General features: G+C 63.4%; 14 protein-coding genes and 1 pseudogene. 6 read left to right on the top strand and 9 right to left on the bottom strand.

What is annotated here, in order from left to right:
* The first annotated feature begins 278 nt into the window (after positions 1–278).
* Positions 279–1,097, top strand: a pseudogene (locus AYM40_RS24785) (alpha/beta fold hydrolase).
* A gap of 143 nt (positions 1,098–1,240) precedes the next feature.
* On the opposite strand, the gene AYM40_RS24780 reads toward AYM40_RS24785, so the two are convergent.
* The gene (locus AYM40_RS24780; RefSeq protein ID WP_181448461.1) at positions 1,241–2,248 is read right to left on the bottom strand and encodes a peptidoglycan DD-metalloendopeptidase family protein; all 1,008 of its coding nucleotides are present in this window, start codon (positions 2,246–2,248) and stop codon (positions 1,241–1,243) included.
* Between the two features lie 933 nt (positions 2,249–3,181).
* Here AYM40_RS24780 and AYM40_RS24775 point away from each other — a divergent pair.
* Complete coding sequence (locus AYM40_RS24775) at positions 3,182–3,481, top strand: hypothetical protein (RefSeq protein WP_236721072.1); 300 nt, start codon at positions 3,182–3,184, stop codon at positions 3,479–3,481.
* A gap of 84 nt (positions 3,482–3,565) precedes the next feature.
* On the opposite strand, the gene AYM40_RS24770 is transcribed toward AYM40_RS24775, so the two are convergent.
* Entirely contained in the window at positions 3,566–4,747 is a 1,182-nt protein-coding gene (locus tag AYM40_RS24770; protein ID WP_063500675.1) for a porin, read from the bottom strand.
* A 533-nt stretch (positions 4,748–5,280) separates the two neighbouring features.
* Here AYM40_RS24770 and AYM40_RS24765 point away from each other — a divergent pair.
* Both AYM40_RS24765 and AYM40_RS24760 read left to right on the top strand, forming a co-directional pair.
* Entirely contained in the window at positions 5,281–6,390 is a 1,110-nt protein-coding gene (locus AYM40_RS24765; RefSeq protein ID WP_063498846.1) for an OpgC domain-containing protein, read from the top strand.
* Positions 6,391–6,611: 221 nt separating this feature from the next.
* The gene (locus AYM40_RS24760) at positions 6,612–7,472 is read left to right on the top strand and encodes an alpha/beta hydrolase (protein WP_063498845.1); all 861 of its coding nucleotides are present in this window, start codon (positions 6,612–6,614) and stop codon (positions 7,470–7,472) included.
* Between the two features lie 55 nt (positions 7,473–7,527).
* On the opposite strand, the gene AYM40_RS24755 is transcribed toward AYM40_RS24760, so the two are convergent.
* The gene (locus tag AYM40_RS24755; RefSeq protein ID WP_063498844.1) at positions 7,528–8,610 is read right to left on the bottom strand and encodes an AI-2E family transporter; all 1,083 of its coding nucleotides are present in this window, start codon (positions 8,608–8,610) and stop codon (positions 7,528–7,530) included.
* A 345-nt stretch (positions 8,611–8,955) separates the two neighbouring features.
* Between AYM40_RS24755 and AYM40_RS24750 the strand changes: the two genes are divergently transcribed.
* Positions 8,956–9,240 (top strand): DUF3331 domain-containing protein, encoded by a 285-nt coding sequence (locus AYM40_RS24750; protein ID WP_063500674.1) that lies wholly within the window; start codon positions 8,956–8,958, stop codon positions 9,238–9,240.
* A 166-nt stretch (positions 9,241–9,406) separates the two neighbouring features.
* Positions 9,407–11,974, top strand: coding sequence for an adenosylcobalamin-dependent ribonucleoside-diphosphate reductase (locus AYM40_RS24745; RefSeq protein WP_063498843.1), 2,568 nt, complete (start codon positions 9,407–9,409; stop codon positions 11,972–11,974).
* A 52-nt stretch (positions 11,975–12,026) separates the two neighbouring features.
* Here the strand turns inward: AYM40_RS24745 and AYM40_RS24740 are convergent, their stop codons facing one another.
* From AYM40_RS24740 to AYM40_RS24715, 6 genes are all read right to left on the bottom strand, one after another.
* Complete coding sequence (locus tag AYM40_RS24740) at positions 12,027–14,858, bottom strand: nitrate reductase (protein ID WP_063498842.1); 2,832 nt, start codon at positions 14,856–14,858, stop codon at positions 12,027–12,029.
* 13 nt (positions 14,859–14,871) lie between these two features.
* Positions 14,872–16,143 carry an NAD(P)/FAD-dependent oxidoreductase gene (locus AYM40_RS24735; protein ID WP_063498841.1) on the bottom strand — a complete coding sequence of 424 codons (1,272 nt, stop codon included), beginning with the start codon at positions 16,141–16,143 and terminating at the stop codon, positions 14,872–14,874.
* A complete protein-coding gene (gene nirD / locus AYM40_RS24730) occupies positions 16,140–16,487 on the bottom strand; it encodes a nitrite reductase small subunit NirD (RefSeq protein ID WP_063498840.1) in 348 nt (115 codons plus the stop codon). Before nirD ends, AYM40_RS24735 begins: the two co-directional genes overlap by 4 nt.
* 473 nt (positions 16,488–16,960) lie before the next feature.
* Positions 16,961–17,911, bottom strand: a complete 951-nt coding sequence (locus AYM40_RS24725; RefSeq protein WP_063498839.1) for a dimethyl sulfoxide reductase anchor subunit family protein — start codon at positions 17,909–17,911, stop codon at positions 16,961–16,963.
* Positions 17,912–17,922: 11 nt separating this feature from the next.
* A complete protein-coding gene (locus AYM40_RS24720; protein WP_063498838.1) occupies positions 17,923–18,669 on the bottom strand; it encodes a 4Fe-4S dicluster domain-containing protein in 747 nt (248 codons plus the stop codon).
* Between the two features lie 127 nt (positions 18,670–18,796).
* Positions 18,797–21,718: a molybdopterin-dependent oxidoreductase gene (locus AYM40_RS24715; RefSeq protein ID WP_063498837.1), complete on the bottom strand. Its 2,922-nt coding sequence runs from the start codon at positions 21,716–21,718 to the stop codon at positions 18,797–18,799.
* Positions 21,719–21,807: the final 89 nt, after the last annotated feature.

Here is a 21,807-nt window from a genome sequence, read left to right as displayed (position 1 = left end):
TCCCCGACGATTACCAGGCTTTCCGAATCCAGCCAACACAACGACACCTTATTTCAAGGTGATTCATACTCGTTTCGTAACAGTGCGCTGTGTCTGCGCCGCTCGCCGGTCAATCCGGCGACGCCGTGAGCCACACTCTTTTGAATTTGCCTGGTTTTGCTGACTAAAACAAAGGTGAGATTTTGCGGGAGGCGTTCTGAGGATGCCACGAAAGGCCGGTCAGCGCGTTTTGATGCGCCCTGCTAAGGTAAGCAAACTTTCTCGCGACGCTTACCGCTATGCAAAACTGGCCGCTTCCCGAAAGCTATACATTCCGCGATCAAAGCGTGCGCTTTCGCGTGACCGGCAACGGCCCGCCGCTGGTGCTGGTTCACGGCACACCGTTTTCTTCGTACGTGTGGCATCGCATCGCCCCGCATCTCGCGCAAGTTCGCACCGTGTATTACTACGATCTGCTTGGCTACGGCCAATCCGAGCAACGCGACGCTCAGGACGTCTCGCTCGGCGTGCAGAACGTGCTGCTGGCGGAATTGCTCGCGCATTGGCAACTGACGAATCCGGACGTCATCGCGCACGATTTCGGCGGCGCGACTTCCTTGCGCGCGCATCTCATTGACGGGTGCGACTATCGCAGCCTCACGCTGATCGATCCGGTCGCCGTCGCACCATAGGGATCGCCGTTCGTGCAGCACGTGCGCGAACACGGCGCGGCCTTCGCCGGCCTGCCGCCGTATATCCACGAAGCGGTGGTGAAGGCATACGTGCGTGGCGCCATCGCCCGCGACATTCCGGACGAGGAACTCGCGCCTTATGTGACGCCGTGGCTCGGGGCAACAGGACAAGCCGCGTTCTACCGCCAGATCGCCCAAATGGATCAGCGCTACACCGACGCGGTCGAAACACGCTACTCGCAGATGCGTTGCCCGACGCAAATCCTGTGGGGCGAAGACGACCAATGGATTCCGCTCGAACGCGGCCGGCAACTGGCGGCAGTCATACCCGAGGCACACTTTCAGGCGGTGCCTAAGGCCGGTCATCTGCTGCAGGAAGATGCGCCCGAAGCGATCGTCGCGGCGGCGCTGCGGTGGTTCGATTGAAGGCGCGCGGCCGTTAGCGGATCTGCCCAGCACTGGAGCCGGAGACCTGAATGTGACAAAGCGGCGATCCCGGAAAATTCGCGACAATCGATTTACCGGGATCGCTGCTTGTTCAGAGTTGACGAATAATCGCCCGCTATCGCCTAGCCGCGGCCTTGCGGCAAATACGGCAGCGGATCGATCGGCTTGCCGTCGCGGCGCAACTCGAAGCCTACGGAGACGCGCGAGTTGCTTTCATCGCCCATCTCGGCAATCTGCTGCCCCTGCCGCACGATGTCGCCGATTCTCACCAGCAGCTTGCGGTTATGCGAGTACGCGGTCAGAAAGTCCTTGTTGTGCTGGACGATGATCAGACTGCCGTAGCCATTCAGACCCGTGCCGGCGTACATCACCTTGCCGCCGGCCGCGGCCCGCACCGGATCGCCCGCCTTGCCGCCGATTTCGATGCCGCGCGTTTCGCCAGGCTGAAAAGCCTCTACGACGCGGCCACCCGCAGGCCATGCCAGCGACACGCCGTTCGCATGCCGGGAAATCTGCTGCGCAACTTCGCGCGCCTCAGCAGCGCTGGGCGCGGGCGATTGCGTGGCGGACTGCGCCGTTGCCTGCGCGGTGGTGGCCGCAGACGCTTGCTGCGCGGCGAGCGGAACAGCCGGCGCGGACGCCGCGGCACCTTTCGCAGCAGCAGCCGCGTTGGCCGCCGCGTTGGCCGTCGCAGTGGCCGCCGCTGTGGCCGCCGCTGTGGCCGCATTAACCGCTCGCACCGTTTCCGGCGAGGCGACGTGCAGCACCTGCCCGCGCTTTAACCGCGAGGAAGGCTTGAGGCCATTCCACGCCTGCAACTGCCTGACACTGCAATGATGATGCTGCGCGATGCGCGCCAACGTGTCGCCACGCTTGACGCGATACACCAGAGGCGGCGCCTTTTTAAGCGGTGTGCCGTCGTCGGCGGCCAGCTCGACCGACGTGCCTGCAACCGCATTGGAAGCCGGCGCTGCAGCCGCTGCCGGCACACCGGACGCAGCCGATGCACCCGATGCCGCGCCGGTTTGCGCGCCCTGCTGTCCCACATTCGCACAACCGCTGACCGCCAGCGCGACCCACACGCCAGCCAGACTGGCCATCATTGTTCGGTCGAAACGCTTTCCCAACATATTCGACTCCTGCTTTTTTATTGGCGAGCCGAGTGCTGCCCTGTCGCGTGCGAAGCGCGCGTTCTTACGAAGCTCTGCTCCCTTTCGCGACACAGCGAGGCCGCCTCGTGCGGCGCCCACCCGTGCGTTGCCGTCCAACCCAACCTTTTTTGCCTTGCCGGAAGCCGGGAAGCCTCGAAGCCTCGAAGCCTCGAAGCCTCGAAGCCCGGACGCCAGACGCCAGACGCCCGGATGCTCGATAGCAGGCGATCTTCTGCGAAAAAGGCCAGATTGCCGATTAAAATTCACGCGGAATTGTAAAGTGCGTTTTTAAAAAAACGTCCCGCCTCGCACACTCTGATACAAACCTTACTTATGGTGTTGCAGACACGGTTGCGTGCGCAACCAGTCCAGCGCCGCATGCCCTCAAGCAGCCGCTGCTCCGTGCAGGTCCGGTCGCGGCCGCCCTGGCGGCATAACCCGGTGCACAAGATCTGCCAGCGCCTCATGCGCGGGTCGGCCTCGCGCCGCTACCCGCGCGATCGCAAAGACCCGTAAGCGGCTGCGCCGCCGGATGACCGCACGGCAACGTTTGCTTTAACGGCAAAGCGCCGCCAAACCTTGAATTGCCAGCCGCGGCGACGGTGCGCATCGAGGGAAAAATGGGTTGACGAGCGGACGGGTGGAATGCCTATCGGCTGTTCTGTCAGCGGCCTGCCGGCGCGCCCGGCATTTCCGACTAATCCCACGCGACGTTGGGAAAGAGACGATATGTTGAAGAACGTCAAGAAAATATCCTTACGGGTCCTTTTGAAGCCTGCCTCGCTGTCAAAGCGTTGCGAGTCTTTAAACGGGCAAGCCATTTCCGTCAGTATATTTTTTACTTCGTCAGCTCGATAAGCCGGCGGATGATTTGAGGTTTAAGTGGATTCTCTAAATTCAGCGAACAGATTCATGGGTGGTTTCTTTTTCGGCGCCCTGATCGCCGCAGTCGTGATGGTGTTGCTGTGCAATGCCGGTGAATTTTCGCCGTTTATCGCGAAGCTGCATGCTTTGGAACAGGTCATTCTGACCGCGCTCGTTTCGATCGTAATCGTCGATGCAAAACCATTGGCCTATAAAACCGTCTGGCGTGAACGCCGCTGCAGCTTCGTACTCGACGAAGATCTGAGCGCGACCATTCGCGGTAGAACCTTCGGTATTCCAGCCGGAGTAATAATCGGGATTCTGATTCAGAACTACGTGATGAACTAATTTCCGGTCACACGGAAAAGCGACATCCTTCACGCTTTGTCTTGAAGTCATCATTCCGCATATGGCCGGCACGCCCTGCCGCGCCTAGAACTTATGCCGTATCGCTGCACGCAGCACGACCTGCTTCGACGTCGATGACGGCGACTGGGTGCCCGGCGTAAACGCATCGTCAAGAATCGAGTAGGTGGGGTCGCCGGTCACCTGCTGATATTCGCCCTGAATGTACACGTCGGTGCGCTTGGACAGGTTGTAGTCCGCCATCAAGCCGAACGAATGAATCTTCGGCTTCACGCCGCCGCTCGAAGCGTCGTAGGTTTCCATCGAGTACACGTACTGCGCGCCGACGAACAGCATCGGCGAAATCTGATACTTGCCGTTCACCTCGAAGTTCTGATACTTCAGCGAATTCAATAACACGCCTGGCGGCACGAGCGGCACAAGCGGCGTCACGCCGAGATAGCCGTTGCCGGTGGGATCCAGATAGTTCGAGTTGGTGTACACGAAGCCGGCAGTCGCCGGGCCGAAGGTATACGTGATGCCACCGCCGAACACGCGCATGCGGGCGGCGATAAAGCTGGCATCGTTCGCGGTGATCGCGCCGTTTGAGCCGTTGCCGGGGTTGTCGGCCTGCAGATATGCCGCGGCCACCAGCAGTCCGCCGTAGGTGTACTGGCCGCCGAAACTGTACGCGCGGTTGTTGGCGAAGCCCGTGTCGTTGCTGAAGCTGTAGACGCCGCCGAACTGAAAGCCCGAGAGCGACGGGCTGGTGTACTTGACGCTGTTGTCGAGGCGGAATGAGTTGTCGGTGTTGTCGTTATCGTACGGATGCGAGAACAGTAACCCGGCCCAGTTGCCGTTGGCCGTCGTCGGCGCCAGATAGTCGACCACCGAGTCGTACTGGCGGCCGAACGTCAATGTGCCGTATGGCTCCGAGCTCAAGCCGACAAACGCCTGGCGGCCGAACATCCGGCCGCCCTGATCAAGCCGCCCGGAGCTGACGTCGAAGCCGTTTTCCAGCTGGAAGATCGCCTTCAGTCCGCCGCCCAGTTCCTCGGCGCCTTTCAAGCCCCAGCGGCTGCCTTGCGCATAGCCGCTCGCAAGTTCATAGACGTGGCCGCGGCCGACATTGTTGGTGTAGTTGATGCCCTCGTCGAGTACGCCGTACAGCGTCACGCTCGTCTGGGCAGAAACAGGCGGGGAGAAAATAGCTAACGAGGTTGCGGACAAAGCGGTGGAGACAGCCAGCGCGAACACTTGCTTGTTCATGATGATCTCCCTGAGCTCGAGTGATGGGACCTCGATCCAACCGCTTTCTTTTTGACGCTTCTTGAGGCGTTTATCCACCCCGCCGCGTTTTCAGAAATCCTCACACGCCGTTGCGTCGCCGTCCATCGGGTGTCACTCCCATATCTCAAAACGTTGCGAAATCTCCACTGCGTGGAGCAGACCCTTTTTCCGCGACGCTTATTCAGGTAAACGGCGCCGCGCCGCCCGGACTTAAGCCGGCTGTCGCATTGGGCCGCGCGGCGCCCTGCGCGTCCCGCAGCGGGTTTATCACGAAAAGAAATATAATCGAAAGCTTTTGCGGCACCGCAGCGGAACTCCTCGCTGTCAAACGAGTCATTTTTACTGGCCTCCGCAACCGAGCCTCGCATGGCCGCTTCAAGCGGCGACGCGGGGCGGCCATCCGCGGGCCGGCCGGCCGCCGCAACACCCCATCCAATTTCAAAAAGCTTTGTGAGACGCCTGCCGCGCTGGACTAGCGCGCCGTCGCACGGGGCTGCTTTTGGCGCCACACTATGCAAAAGTCGCAATCCCGCTTGCTTGAGCTCGATTTTTTTCGCGGGCTGGTTCTCCTGATCATCGTCGTCGATCATATCGGCGGCAGTATTCTGTCGCGCGTCACGCTGCATGCGTACGCACTATGCGACGCGGCTGAGGTTTTCGTGTTCCTCGGCGGCTTCGCTACCGCGACGGCCTACGCGGCGCTCGCCGAACGGCGTAACGAGGCGACCGCGCGCAGCCGCTTCCTGCGGCGCTCGCTTGAAATCTATCGCGCCTTCCTCATCACTGCCGGCTTGATGCTGCTGGTCAGCGCGGTGCTGAGTGCGTTCAGTATCGACGGCCCGAATCTCGCCACCACCGATCTCGACGATCTGATGGACACCCCCGTGGCCGCCCTGCGCGACATCCTGCTATTGCGCCGTCAGCCGTATCTTGCTTCCGTGTTGCCGATGTACGTATTCTTCGCGCTGCTGGTGCCCATGATCCTGCCGCTCGCGCGCAGCAAGCCATGGCTGTTGCTAGCCGGCAGTGTCGCGCTGTGGGCGGGCGCACCGGCTATCGACGCCTACCTGCCCGCCGCGCCGGACATGCACTGGGATTTCAACCCGTTTGCCTGGCAGTTGCTGTTCGTGCTCGGCGTGCTGGCACGTTGCCAGCCGGTCCATCAGCGGATCAGCGCGCACCGGCTCGGCTGGCTGGTCAGCGTACTGGCGTTCGCCGTGGTTGCTGCCGCGGCCTGCTACAAGCTTTTTATCGAACGCGAGCCGCTCGATGCCAGCTTCAAGCAAAACCTCTCCTACCTGCGCGCCGTCAATTTTCTCGCGATTGCCTGGCTCGTCGCGAACCTGATCCAGCTCGGCTGGGCACGAAAGCTCGCTCAATGGATGCCGTGGGTCGGCATGATCGGCCGTAAAGGGCTGCTGTGCTTTATTGCAGGCGCCGTGATTTCGCTGATCGTCGATTCGGTGCTGTATGCCGCGACCGACGGCTATCTGAACTATCCCCTCGGGCTGGTGGCGGACGCATGTGCGGTCGGCGCACTGTTCGCCGTCGCCAAGGCGTCGGAGCCGCTCAAGCGCTTCGCCACGCGTCTCTGGAACTTGCGTCTCAGAACCTCGCCCTGAGCGAGCAGCGTGCGCATGCACGCGCGAGCTTTTGCCGTGTTGCCGTGTTGCCGTGTTGCCGTGTTGCCGTGTTGTCCCGTTGCCGCTTGCATGCCTAACGAGCTTGAATGCCTAACGAATTACCTCGTTATCGCTACCCCGCTTGCAGTTGCCGATTTCCACTACCGAAACTGATAGCATGACGGCCGCGCGCGACCTGCGCGGCGGCCTTTTTCTCTGAAATGCGTCTATTCCTACATTCCGCACTCCTCGCGCTGTGCGCCGCCGTCGGCGCGCCGGCGAGCGCCGGCACTGTCATCAGCCGAAGCTTCCATTCCGAAGCGCTCGGCCGCGACTGGGCCTACACGATCTATCTGCCCACCGGCTATCGTCACGACGCCGCGCGCATTCCCGTGCTCTACCTCCTGCACGGCAACAACGGCGACGCCAACGACTGGCTCACGCAAGGTCACCTGCAAACCACCGCCGACGCACTGATCGAGCGCAAGGAGATACCGCCGGTCGCGATCGTGATGCCGCAAGGCGGCACCGACTGGTATGTCGATCGCAAGGAGAAGATGGAAACAGCGTTCTTCGACGATCTTCTGCCCGAGATCGAAACGCGCTACGCGGTCGCGACGCAGCGTGGCGGGCGAATGATCGGCGGCGTTTCGATGGGCGGTTTCGGCGCATTGCGCTACGCCATGACGCAACCCAATCTCTTTTGCGGCGCGCTCCTGCTAAGTCCCGCGATCTATGCCAACGAGCCGCCGCTCGCCTCGGCGGCGCGCCGCGTCGGCGTGTTCGGGGACCGGCAGTTCGATCCGCACGTCTGGCGTGCGCTCAACTATCCGGCGCAGTGGGAGCGGTACATGAGCCAGCCCTATCGCCTGCCGATGTTCATCGCCGCCGGCGACGACGACCTCGCAATCCAGGCCGATGCGTCATCGCTATATACGCATCTTCGGCTGGCGGGGAATCCGGCGGCGCTGCGCATTATCGACGGCGGCCACACCTGGGATGTCTGGAGCGCGCTGCTGCCCGCCGCGCTGAGATATACGTTGGGCTGTGTCAAACAGCCGGCCCGCGATCAGGAAAAGTAATCCGGCGTACCTCTGCGAATCGGCAGCCCTGATTGCGCCCGCAAATTGCGTGCAACTATTGCACGAGATCGGTCCACAACACCATCAACACGGTCATGAGCGCGGGCCCGATGAAGAGGCCAAGCAAACCGAACGTTTCCGCCCCGCCGAGAATGCCAAACAGCACCAGCAGAAAGGGCAGGCGCGTCGAGTTGCCGATCAGCACCGGCCGCACGAAATGTTCCGCGATGAACACCACCACTGAACCGAACCCCGCAAGCCCGATGGCTCCGGCAACCGAGCCTTGCGAGAACAGCCACAAGGCCGCGAGGCCGAACGTGATCGGTGCGCAGAACGGCAGCATCGCGGCGATCGCCGTGATCGACGCAAGCAGCGCGACGTGCGGCAAGCCGGTGACGCAATAGGCCACGCCCATCAACACACCCTCGCCGAGCCCGACCACCACCAGCCCCGACACCGTGCCGCGCACGGCCGCGGCCATGCGCTCGAGCAAGTGCGCGCCGTCGTCGCCGAAGCCGCGCCGCACGCCCTGTAGCAGCGAGCCGGACAGACGCGGCCCCGCCTGAAAAATCACGAACAGCGTGACCAGCATGAAGGCGAACACCACCACGGCGTGCGCCGCGCGTGCGCCGAAGTGGCGGCCGAACGTCATCACCGTGGTGCTGTGCAGCCCCTTCATAGCCGCCGAGTCGCGCAACGGCTGGGCGAGATTGGCCTGCCACCAGGCCGAAATCTGTTGCACGCCGAACGGCAAGCGCTCGATGCTGTCCGGCAGCGGAATACCGTTTTCCTGCACGGCCTTGAACCACTCGCTCATGTCATGGGCTTCGCGCAACGCTTGCGCGATGCCGATTCCGACCGGCAGCACCACCAGCAACGCGATCGCGGACGTCAGCACCGCGGCGATCAGTGTCGTACGGCCAGTGAACCAGCGGCTGCTTTCCACCTTGTGCAAAAGCGGCCACAGCGCGATCGCAATGACGCCGGCCCAGGCCATCACCGCAATGAAATCGCGCACGACCCACAGGGCCAGCAACACAAGTCCGACGTATAGAACAAGTGATGCCGCTTTCTGTTTTTTCAGGCAATCGGGCGGGGTCGGCGATTCGGGCGGCACTACGGGGGGGCGTGAAATCATGAAGGCTCTTAGGGTCTTGTTGATATGCGCGCGAGCCGTCCAGAAAAATGCAAAACCGCTACAATTGCACGGCACGGTCGCTCATCGATAATTACATCTTAAAGGAAGCACCGGCGCCTTTTGCAGGCGGCATGCCCGTCGCGCGGCGTACAACACTGCGTTGCAAAAATCCACCCTATCGCAAATTCACATCGCATATCGCCCGCAAAGCCTCTCCGCGTCGGGCGAACGTAGATGTCAAGTTTCATTGTTGCTATTTTGAGAACAGTGTTTCAACCGCGACACAATGGCTATCCGGCGCGCACGGGACTACAGTCCGCACACCACAATACGGAGCCGACTATGATGACCTTAGAGTCCGTCCCCCTTGACGGTACCAATGGCGTACGCATCGAAATTCTCGAGCGCTCCGACACCACGCTGGTGATCCGCTGGGTCGAACCCGGGCGCTGTCACTATGGCGAGCAGCGGTGGCGGCGGCGCTCGGCGCATACGTCGGGAACGTGCGCGGTGACGCGGCGCAAGATTCGCCGCGGCGATGCCGTGTTTAAGCCGGCTGAACGGCCGGCGCCTTCGAATGCTTCTGCGATGATTTGCGCCGAGGTGCTGGGCGAGCTGGCTGAAGCCTGAAGTTTGAAGCGAGGCACCAGCCGCTCCCCGATTGCGGCCCCTCGCCACGTGCTAAGGTGGTCCCCATTGCGTCGAGACACCCCGTTCGCCCCACACGCGGCGGTATAGTGATCCGCAATTCCACCCACCGCGCCGCGCCTCTTGCGACGCCGCTAGAGGCCACGCCATGGCAGAAGACACCCCGGAAACCCGCGCCGCAGTGGTTCCTCCCGGTCAATTAGTTGCACCGCAACAATTCTCTCTGGACGTCCTGCTCGAGAAATACGCGAAAGGCGAAGAGCAATCGGCCGACGACGTGTTCAAACGCGTCGCCCGCGGCGTCGCTCAGGCGGAACCGGAGGCACTGCGCGAGTCGGTGGAAGCGCTGTTTGCCGACAATCTGCGGCACGGCGCGCTGGGCGCTGGGCGCATCATGAGCGCGGCAGGCACCGGCATCGCCGCCACGCTCATCAATTGCTTCGTGCAGCCGGTCGGCGACGCGATTCAAGGTGTCGACGAACAAGGCCTTCCCGGCATCTATGTGGCGCTGCTGCAAGCCGCCGAAACGATGCGCCGCGGCGGCGGCGTCGGCTATAACTTCTCCGCGATCCGGCCCAAGGGTGCCCGCGTTCATACCACCAGTTCGTCGGCGTCCGGACCGTGCAGTTATATGGACGTGTTCGACGCGTCATGCCGGACCGTGGAAAGCGCCGGCTCGCGGCGCGGCGCGCAAATGGCCGTGCTCGACTGCAATCACCCCGATCTGATCGAGTTCATCGAGGCGAAACATTCGAAGGGCCGCTGGAACAACTTCAACGTGTCGGTGGGCGTCACCGACGAATTCATGCGCGCCGTCGAAGCAGATCAGCCCTGGCCGCTCGTGCACCGCGCCGAGCCGTCGCCGGCGCTGCGCGCGGCCGGCGATGTGCGGCAACGCGAAGACGGCCTGTGGGTTTACAGCGAAAGGCCCGCACGCGAGATCTGGGACCGCATCATGCGCTCCACCTACGACGTCGCCGAGCCCGGCATCGTGTTCATCTCGCGCATGAACGAGGACAACAATCTACGCGCCGTCGAAACCATCCGCGCCACCAATCCGTGCGGCGAACAACCGCTGCCGGCCTACGGCTGCTGCAATCTCGGACCGTTGAACCTCACGCGTTTCGTGCTCGATCCGTTCGCGCAAATGAAAGGCCGCAAGCCTTCATTCGACTGGGACGGTCTCGCCAAACGCACCCGCATCCAGGTGCGTTTTCTCGACGACGTGCTCGACGTCACGCTATGGCCGCTGCAGCAGCAATATGACGAGTCGCGCGCCAAGCGGCGCATCGGCGTGGGCTTCACCGGCCTCGGCGATACGCTGGTGATGCTCGGCTTGCGCTACAACTCGCAGGAAGGCCGCGACTTCGCGGTGCGCATTGCCCGGCTGATGCGCGACGAAGCCTATCGGGCGTCGGTGGAACTGGCGCGCGAGCGCGGCGCGTTTGAGTTGTTCGACGCCGGGCGCTATCTGGAAGCGGGCACGTTCGCCTCGCGCCTGCCCGACGACATCAAAGATGCGATACGCCTGGACGGCATCCGCAACAGCCATCTGCTGTCGATCGCGCCGACGGGCACGGTCAGCCTCGCATTCGCCGACAACGCGTCGAACGGCATCGAGCCGGCCTTCTCGTGGACCTACACGCGCATGAAGGTGATGGCCGACGGCGGCCGCGAATCGTTCGACGTCGAAGACTACGCGTATCGCCTTTATCGCGAGCTCGGCGGCGATGTGAACAAACTGCCAGACTACTTCGTCAGCGCCCTGGAAATGTCGGCACGCGACCACCTCGACATGATGGCCGCCGTGCAGCCGTACGTGGACACGTCGATCTCGAAGACGGTGAACGTGCCGGCAGACTATCCGTTCGAAGCATTCGAAAGCCTTTACTTCGACGCCTGGAAAAACGGTCTGAAGGGCCTCGCCACCTACCGCCCGAACGAAACGCTAGGCGCGGTGCTGAGCGTGAGCCCGCCCCAGGCAGACGACACGCTGGCCGAGACCGATCAGGATCCGCTGCGGATCGCAATCGATCATCGGCCCAAGGGCGAGTTGCCGGCGATCATCGAAAAAGTCGAGTACCTGACGCAAGCCGGCAAGAAGTCGCTTTACGTGGCGGTGTCGTTTATCGAAGTGACGGGACGGCTCGGCGGCGAAGATGTGACGATCGAGCGCCCCATTGAGTTCTTCATTCCGACCGGTCAGCGCGACGAGTCGCAGCAATGGATCACGGCGACGATGCGTTCGCTGTCGCTCGCGGCACGCGGCGGTTTTGTCGCGCGCAACTTGCAGGACATGCGCAAGGTGTCGTGGGATCGCGGCCAGGTGCGGCTCGGCGAGGTGCAGCGGCTCGATGGTCATCGCACGCCGCGCTGGCACGATTCCGAAGTGGCGGCGCTCGCCTTTGCGATCCAGCAGATTCTGCACCGGCGCGGCTTTCTCGACGCTGAAGGCAACCAGGTGCCGTCGCGCATGCTGGCGCGTTTGCCGCGCGGGCAGATGAGAGCCGAGGTGGCGTTGCCGGCGGATTTCGGTATCCGTCCGCATCCTGGCGACGCGGACGAATCAGCATTGCTGACGCAACCCGGTGGCGGTGCGCAAGGACTGCACACCATGCTTGGACGCAAATGCGGCTCTTGCGGTGCGAACGCGGTGATTCGCAAGGATGGATGCGACTTCTGTACGGCGTGCGGTGAAGTCGGCGCGTGTGGGTGAGTGGCAACGGGGCATGGTCTTAAGTCTCTTCATCATGAAACGTCAGTCTCCTTCATGCGATGCTCAATCGTTCCAGCTCGGTGTCGACCAGCAGCTTCTTCAGTTCCGGCACACAGGACCCGCAATTGCCACCGGCCTTCAGGCATGCGGTAATCTCCGCCGCCGTCTTTAGCCCTTGCTCGCGGATCGCCGCGCAGATCGTGTTGCGGCCGACACCAAAACACGAGCAGACCGTAGGTCCCGTATCGACGCCCTTGCCAATCGGCTGTCCGACCAGCAGGCCGGCGCGGTCCTCCTCGTCGAGCCGGTCCTTCCCGAACAGGCCCGCGAGCCACGTGCGCGACGGCAAGGGCAGTTCAGGCCGCGCCGAGACGAAGATGCAACTCTCGATACGCTCGTCGACCAGGTGTACGGCGCGATAGATGCCCGCCGTCCTGTCTTCGTACTCCAGCCAGTCGGCGTGCGGATCGTCGATGCCGAACAGCGCTTGCGCCCAGCCGCCGTGATCGGCGAGCGGCTTGCGCCCCGCGAGTTCGTAGCGCACGAACTGCGTGCCGTGGACGCGCGTCCAGTAGGTCATGCCGTCCAGCACCGGAGCGTGACGGCTCAACGAGAAACCGTGCCAGGCGACGTCGAACCGGTCGACGCGAACCGGCGTATGTTTGAACTCGGGCTCCCCGGAGACCGGATCGACCTCGGGATTCACCACTGCGCCGACACGCGCGTCGGACGCCACCTGATCGTTCCAGTGGATCGGCACGAACACGCTGCCACGCGACATGCCACCACCATGCAGCACACGGGCGACCATCGAGCCCCAACGGCTCGACACGCGCGCGAGTTCACCTTCCCGCACGCCGCACGACAGCGCGTCCTGCGGATGCAGATCGACGAAGGCTTCCGTCACGTGGCCGGCGAGCTTCTCCGACTTGCCCGTGCGGGTCATCGTGTGCCATTGGTCGCGCACCCGGCCGGTATTCAGCGTGAGCGGATACTCGTCGTCCGGCGCGTGGATCGGTGCGCGCGGCGGGGTCGCCACGAAACGCGCCTTGCCGTCTGCGTGCGCATAGCGGCGATCACCGAAGAGACGCGCGGTACCGCGCTGCGCTGCGTCTCTCACCGCCAGTACGGGCCACTGGATGGGCTGCAGCGCATCGTAACGCTCGCGGCCGAGCGCGACGAGGCCGCTCAGATTGAAGACACGCGGCACCTTCCCTTCGATTTGCCCGCCGCCTGTTTTCCCGTGGCTGTCAGGGGTCTCGTCACCGTTGCCAGCCTCGTTGCGCTCGTTGCGATAAGCACTCAGCCGCGCATGCTCATCGAAGATCTCATGCGGCGCCGAAAAATCGAAGCCGGCATACCCCATCCGCTGCGCGACGTCGCAGATGATCCGCCAGTCGGCGCGCGCTTCGCCCGGTGCCGGCAGGAACGCCCGCTGGCGCGAGATCCTGCGCTCGGAGTTGGTGACCGTGCCGTCCTTCTCGCCCCAGCCGAGTGCCGGCAGCAGCACGTGGGCAAACGCGTTGGTGTCCGTGTTTTCAACAATGTCGGAACTGACGACGAGCTCGCATCGCGCGAGCGCCCGCTTCGCCTGATCGCCGTCGGGCAAGCTCACAACCGGGTTCGTGCCCATGATCCAGACGGCCTTGATCCGGCCTGTCTCGATCGCCCCGAACAACTCGACCGCCTTGAGTCCCGGCCGTTCTGCAATGACGGGCGAGCCCCAGAAAGTCTGCACGAGTTCGCGATGACGCAGATTGTCGAGCTCCAGGTGTGCCGCCAGCATGTTCGCGAGGCCGCCCACTTCACGCCCGCCCATCGCGTTCGGCTGGCCGGTAAACGAGAACGGTCCCATCCCCGGCTTGCCGATGCGACCTGTCAGCAGATGGCAATTGATGATGCTGTTGACCTTGTCAGTGCCGGAAGACGACTGGTTCACGCCTTGGGAATAGACCGTCACCACCCGCTCGGTCCGCGCGAAAAGCCGATAGAACTCGAGCAGATCGTGTGGGTCGATTTTGCAGGCCTTCGCGCACTGCGCGAGGTCAAAACCGCTCGCCGCGTCGGTTGATGCGGCATCGAGCGCCTGTGCGAAACCGGTCGTGTGCGCATCGACGAAGCCTGTATCGGTCGTATCGTGTTCCGCGAGAAAGCTGAGCAACCCGTTGAACAGCCGGACGTCGGTGCCCGCCTTCAGCGGCAGGTGCAGGTCGGCCATCTCGCAGGTCGCGGTATAACGCGGGTCGATCACGACGACCTTCATATCGGGTCGCGTTTCCTTGATCTTGACAATCCGCTGGAACAGGATCGGATGGCACCACGCGGTGTTCGATCCGACCAGCACCACCATGTCTGCCAGTTCGAGGTCTTCGTAGCACACCGGCACCAGGTCTTCGCCGAACGCACGCTTGTGCCCGGCGACCGATGACGACATGCACAGGCGCGAATTGGTGTCGATGTTCGCGCCGCCGACATAGCCTTTCATCAGCTTGTTGGCGACGTAGTAGTCCTCCGTCAGCAGTTGTCCCGAGACGTAGAGCGCGACCGCATCCGGGCCATGCTGATCGATGATCCGGCGAAAGCCGCTAGCGACCGCGTCGAGCGCATCGCTCCACGACGCGTCGCGCAATTCGCCGCTGCCCGGCTCGCGCAGCTTCGGATGCAGCAGGCGTCCGTCGAGCCCGACCGTTTCGCCGAGCGCCGAGCCCTTCACGCACAGGCGTCCGGCGTTGGCCGGATGGCGCTCGTCGCCGGCAATGTCGGGCGGGCCGTCCGGGCGTGGGGTCGCGCGTACGCCGCAACCGACGCCGCAATACGGGCAGGTGGTTCGGACCGCGTCACGGTTACCGTCAAACGGGTTGGAAATGGCGATGGGAAAACTCACGTTCGATTCCGGTTCAGGCGGGCTGCGCCTCGCACAGGGCTTTACCGAACAGCAGTTGGCTGCGCAGCGGAGAAATGTCGGTCCGGTTCTGGATCAACTCGAAGTACCACGCTCCATCCTTGACGTCGCCGTAGAGGACTGCGCCGATCACCCGGCTATCCTGGATCACGAGGCGCTTGTAGACGCCGCGTCGCGGATCGCGCAGCACGAGGTCTTCACTCTCCGGGCCGCCGGTGAAATCGCCGGCAGAATAAAGGTCGACGCCAGTGACTTTCAGCTTGGTCGCCGTGGCGCGCTGCACGTAACGACGGTGGCCCGCACCGGCCAGGTGCGCGCCGCAGACACGCGCCTGGTCCCAGATCGGCGCGACGAGACCGAAGGTCGCCGTGCGGTGCTGCACGCATTCGCCGACCGCGTAGACACGCGGATCGTAGGTCTGCAACGTGTCGTCGACGACAATCGCCCGCTCGCAATGCAAGCCCGCCTGCTTCGCAAGGTCGATATTCGGGCGCACACCGGCCGCCATGACAAGCAGGTCGGCGGGGATTTCCGTGCCGTCGTCAAAACGCACGGCGGTGACACGCTCCGGCCCGACGATTTCGGTGGTGCGGGCTTTCAGCAGGAAGCGCAAGCCCTTCTTCTCCAGCGTCCGCAGCAGCAGGGCCGATGCGCTCCTGTCGAGCTGGCGGTCCATCAGGCTGTCGGTGTCGTGCACGACCGTGACCGACATGCCCTGGCGCATGAGCCCGTTCGCCGCTTCGAGCCCGAGCAGGCCGCCGCCGATGATCACGGCGTGACGGTGACTGCGCGCGGCGGCGAGCATCGCTTCGACATCCTGAATGTCGCGAAACGCGATCACGCCCGGCAGCTGGTGACCCGGCACCGGAATCAGGAATGGCCTGGAGCCGGTCGCGATCAGCAGCCGGTCGTAGCTCGCCTCGACGCCGCTTTGCGAACGCACGATACGGCGCCGGCGGTCAATCGCGACCACCGGGTCGCCCGCATGCAGCCGGATCCCGTTGTCCGCATACCAGTCACGCGTGTTGAGGATGATGTCGTCGACACGCTTTTCGCCCGCGAGTACCGGCGACAGCAGAATGCGGTTGTAGTTGCCGTACGGCTCGGCACCGAATACGGTGATGTCGTAGAGGTCCGGTGCGAGCTTGAGCAGTTCCTCGACAGTGCGCATGCCGGCCATGCCGTTGCCGACGACCACCAGTCGCGGACGGCAAGGCGCGGTGAACGAAGCGCCTCCTGAAGTCTGCCCGGCGTATTCGTGTCTCATGCGGCGACCCACACCTGACCGCTCTCGACGCGCACCGGGTAGGCGTTGACGGAATTCTCCGGCGCCTCGAGGCACTCGCCGGTACGCAGATCGAAATGATGCTTGTAGATCGGCGAGGCCACCACGATCCGCTCACCGAGGTTGCCGATCAGCCCGCGCGAGAGCACCGCCGCCTGCGAACCCGGATCGAAGTTGTCGATCGCGAACACGCTGCCGTCACCGTTCGCGACGTGAAATACCGCGACCTGCTCGCCATTGACCAGCGCACAGACGCCGGTATTCGGAACAATGTCGTCGAGCGCGCAGACGGGCATCCAGGATTGCGGAAGTCGATCGTTGTTCATGGTGAGTTCCTCAAGCAAATAAAAAGGCGTCCCGCGGATACAGTCGTCAGGTGACTGAATTCGGGGGACGCCGTTGTCCAAAAGCCAGAAATCTAAAGGGTGACTTTTGCTGCATGCTGGCCGGATCGTCGTTGATCCGCCGCTCTGACTTACGCAAGGGCTATGCCACACGAGACTATTGACCGCCCGTCCGCCTCTGCGCGGTGAAAGGCGCTCTCGCAAGGCGGATCCGCTCGGACCGGGCTGATGCATTTTGATGCTGTACAGCACAATGGTGGTGCGCTGCAGCACATTCTGCGTGCAGCGCTCGATAGATGACGACAGCCCTTATGCAGAAGCGATTCCGTCAATTTGCAATGCCGTTGGTACCGGCGCCAATCACGCCCGCGACGCCGCCGAGCGCCTTGCGGTCGATGAACGGCACCAGCGCGTAGGTCGCGCCGCAAACTGGTGCGAACACCTACGCGCAGGCATCAGCCGACTCTCGCGTAATAAAGATTTTGCGGATGCTTCGCTTCGGCGAAAAAGAACCAGCGTTCCGCCACGAGGCCCGCGTATTGGACGAGACACGCTGCGGCCAGCAAGCCGAGCGAGACGTCGATCGAATGCAAACCCGCGCCCAGCGCCATCAGCAAGACTGGCACGGCAAACGCGGCCACGAGAAAACCCCATTTGACTCCCCGCAGCGTCCCCGCCGATTTGCCGTGAAAAAATTCGCGCAGATTGAACGCGCCGGCGGTAAAGCCGCGCGAAACCTGTACGAGCTTCGGGTTCTCGATGCCGGTCGCGCTCTGCACGGTGGACTTCGGCCGCAACCGCGCATTGCGCATGAGGGACGCCGAGCGGCTGGCGCAGCCCGCGAGTGTCAGCACGCAGGCACAGACCGCCAGAGCCGCCGTCAGCCCCGGCGCGAACCACGCGGTCAGCGCCGTCGCCAGCGTGAACCCGGACGCGCAGCCCAGCAGCACGAAGTTGATCAGCGTGAGCGGTGTGGCCCACTCCTGTAGAAAACGCAGGCATGCATAGATCATCGCCGAGCAGACGAATAGCGCGGCGCTCGCCAGTACGCCGAGCACGCCTATCGCGAGCGACCACGGCGAGCCGAACCCGTGCGCGACGCCATAGAAAAAAGCACAGGCGAGAAACGCCGGCAGGCAGAGACATTCGCGCGACAACCACGAGGTTCGCCACATCGCAACCGCACGCCATGCGCGCTCCGGATGCCCGAGATGGAAGAACGACGCGATCAGTCCGAGGCCGCCCAACACGACCGACAGCACCGCGCCGGCGACATAGAACGCATCGGTGGGCGCCGCGATCAGCCCCAGATGCACGGCCGCTTCCACGCCAACCAGCGCGATCAGCAGGCCCTGCGCCGCGCCACTCAACGTTGTGAGAAAAACCACCGAGAAAGCCGGATTCATCGCGAAGTCCTTTAGATGCGCGTCGCCATCGACGCAAGATGCAGTTCGCCGCGCTCGAGCCGCGCATCGAGCGATTCGGGCACCTCCGTGGCCGTACCCGTGTCTTTGCACGAACAGCCTTGGCTCCCGCAACCCGAGGCCGACGTCGTGACGCGCGGCAAATAGTGGTTCGCCGGCCGTGTGTTCCACTCGGGCATCAGCTGATAGCCGCCACGCTCCTCGATCGCCTTCGACACCACCGACTCCGGATCGTGGATATCGCCGAACAGCCGCGCGGAGGTCGGGCACGCGAGCACGCAGGCCGGTTGGCGATCGCGCTCGGAGAGGTTTTCATCATGAATGCGATCGACGCACAACGTGCATTTCGTCATCTCCTTGCGCGCTTCGTCGAGTTCGCGCGCACCGTAGGGGCAAGCCCACGCGCAATACTTGCAGCCAATGCATTTGTCGAAATCGACCAGCACGAGGCCGTCTTCCTTGCGCTTGTAGCTCGCGCCGGTCGGACACACCGGCACGCACGGAGGGTCTTCGCAGTGCAGGCATGACTTCGGGAAGTGGATCGTCTCGGCGTTCGGATAGCTGCCGGCCTCGAAGCTCTGCACGCGGTTGAAGAATGTGCCGGACGGGTCCGCGTCGTAGGGATTCAGGTCGGCGAGACTGCCCGATTCACCCGACGTGTTCCACTCCTTGCAACTCGTCACGCAAGCCTGGCACCCCACGCACACGTTCAGGTCGATTACCAATGCCATCTGAGTCATCAAAGGCTCCTTACTGCTTCATTGCATTGTTCGCACGTTTCGTTGCGCCTTGGGTGCGCCTTGGGTGCGCCTTCGTTGTGCCTTCGTTGTGCCTTAGCCGCGCTTTTGCTCGAGTGTGAACCGCGCATCACTTGCGCCCTGTCGCGCCGCGCAGCCGCGCCGCGAACTCGCCGCGCCCCGCGAAGTAGGTCTGCACGATCCGCGAGATCACCCCGTTCGACCCCGGCAATGCGGGCATCGCATCGAACTGCGGCAGCGTATGACGCGCGTCCGCTTCCGCCGGATAGACGCGCACCCGTACGTCGTACCACGCGGCCTGGCCTGTCACCGGGTCCGAGTTCGAGAGGCGCGCGGCGGCTTCGTCGCGGCCGGGCAGCTCGTCGGTGATGAGGTGATTGAGCAGGAAGCCGCGCTGGGATTCGTTCGCGTCCGCGCCGAGATTCCACGCGCCCGCGGCCTTGCCGATCGCGTTCCAGGTCCATACCGTCCCCGGCTCAACGGTCTCGCTAAAGCGCGCCATGCAGCGCACGCGGCCCCATTGCGATTCGGCATAGATCCAGCTGCCGTCGGCGATGCCGTTCCCGGCCGCCATCAGCGGATTCATGTAGAGATAGTTCTCGCCGTGAATCTGCCGCAGCCACGCGTTCTGCGAGTCCCACGAGTGATACATGGCCATCGGCCGTTGCGTCACGGCGGCAAGCGGGAAACGCGCGAGATCGGTGGAATCGCTTTCGAGCGGCGCATACCAGAACGGCAACGGATCGAAATACTTTTCGACACGCGCGCGCAAGTGCTCCGGCGGTTGCCTGCCGCTCGTGCGGCCCTGCGCGGCGAGCCTGAACTTCTGCATGACGTCGGAGTAAAGCTGGATCAGGATCGGCTCGTTGAATTTACGGAAACCGTTTTTCACTGCCCAGTCGAGATACGGCCCGTTGCAGTTGCGCATGTATTGGAGCGTCTCGGGCAAGCGGTAATGGAACACGCAATTGTTCTTTGCATACTGTTCCCACTGCTGCGGATTCGGCTCGCCCACCAGCGCCTTGTCGCCGTCCTTGCCGCGCCAGCCGATCAGAAAGCCCACGCCGGAACCGGGCGAGGTCGTGTGATTGACGATGAAGTCGGGATAGTCGCGAAAACGGCGCGTGCCTTCGGCGGTCGTGAACGCGGGAAACTTCAGCCGCGACGCCAGTTCGATCAGCACTTCCTGGAAGGGCTTGCATTCGCCGGTCGGCGGCACGACCGGCACACGCACGGAATCCACCGGACCGTCGAATTCGGAGATCGGCCGATCGAGCATCGACATCGCGTCGTGCCGCTCGAGATAGGTGGTGTCCGGCAGGATCAGATCGGCGAACGCCGTCATCTCCGACTGGAACGCATCGCACACCACGAGAAATGGAATCTTGTACTCGCCGTTCGCATGCTTGTCGGCGAGCATCTCGCGCACCTTCATCGTGTTCATCGACGAATTCCACGCCATGTTGGCCATGAAAATCAGCAGCGTGTCGATAGGATACGGATCGCCGCGCCACGCATTGGTGATGACGCTATGCATCACGCCATGCACGGCAAGCGGATATTCCCAGGAGAAGGCCTTGTCGATGCGCACCGGGCCGCCGTTGTCGTCGATGAACAGATCTTCGGGCGCGGCAGGCCAGCCGAGCGGCCCGGTGGCGAGCGGCGTGTTCGGCTTGACGGCGTCGGGGCTGTTCGGCGGTTTGGCCGAGGGCGGCACCGCACGGGGAAACGGCGACTTATGGCGAAATCCGCCTGGACAGTCGATCGTGCCCATCAGCGACATCAGCACCGCCAGCGCGCGGATCGACTGGAAGCCGTTGGAATGCGCGGCCAGTCCGCGCATCGCATGAAAGGCGACCGGGTTGCCCGTGACGGTCTCGTGCGTCTCGCCCCACGCGTCGGTCCAGCGGATCGGCAGCGTGATCCGGCGATCACGGCTCGTCTGGATCATTTCGCCCGCGAGACGGCGAATCGTGTCCGCTGCAATCCCCGTGATCTCAGCGGCCCACTCGGGCGTGCAGTCGGCCACGCGTTCGCGCAGCAAGGCGAACGACGGCGTGACCGGCGTGCCGTCGTCGAGCGTATAGCGTCCGTCGAGCGCGGGTGTCACGCCGGGGGCATGGTGCGGCACTGCGCGCGCGGCGGCGGCGTCCCACCAGAGATGATTCTGCGGAAACAGCGGATTGCCGACCGGCCGGTTCGGGTCGCGCACGAACAGGCCGAAGTTTTCGCTGGCTTCGTCGAGATCCACGAGCTCCGCCGCGTTCGTATAGCGCTGCACGAACTCGTGATCCCAGGCGTCGGCGGCGATCAGTTCGTGCAGAAACGCCATGAACAGCGCGCCATCGGTGCCGGGCTTGATCGGCACCCATTCGTCGGCAATCGCCGCGTATCCGGTGCGGATCGGATTGATCGCGATGAAGCGTCCACCCGCGCGCTTGAACTTCGAAATAGCGATCTTGAGCGGATTCGAATGATGATCTTCCGCCGTGCCGATCATAAAGAAGAGTTTGGCGCTGTCGAGATCGGGGCCGCCGAACTCCCAGAACGAGCCACCGATCGTATAGATCATGCCGGCCGCCATGTTCGCCGAACAGAAGCCGCCATGGGCCGCGTAATTAGGCGTGCCAAACTGTTTGGCGAAGAGGCCGGTGAGCGCCTGCATCTGGTCGCGACCGGTGAACAGTGCGAATTTCTTTGGATCCGTGGCGCGAATCGTGGCAAGGCGTTTTTCGAGCACGTCGAACGCGACCTCCCACGACACCGGCTCGAACTGCGCGCTGCCCCGCTCCGCGCCCGCCTTGCGCATCAATGGCTGGGTCAGGCGCGCGGGCGAGTACTGCTTCATGATGCCCGAGGCGCCCTTGGCGCAAATCACCCCCTGGTTCAGCGGATGCTCGGGGTTGCCGTCGATATAGCGCACCTCGCCTTCACGCAGATGCACGCGAATGCCGCAGCGGCAGGCGCACATGTAGCAGGTGGTCGTCTTGATCTCGAGCCGTTCGTTCTGAGTGCGGGCGTGGTGTTCCATGCGGGATCTCCGTCGCGGCTCCGGCTGTGTCGAAGCGGTGTGGGTTCGATACCGACCATCCTATTCGCCACAGGCCCACAAGGGAAATC

The sequence above is a fragment of the Paraburkholderia phytofirmans OLGA172 genome (genome assembly GCF_001634365.1).
In the GTDB taxonomy this organism is placed as follows: Bacteria; Pseudomonadota; Gammaproteobacteria; order Burkholderiales; family Burkholderiaceae; genus Paraburkholderia.
This window is presented reverse-complemented; position numbering and strand designations above follow the sequence as displayed.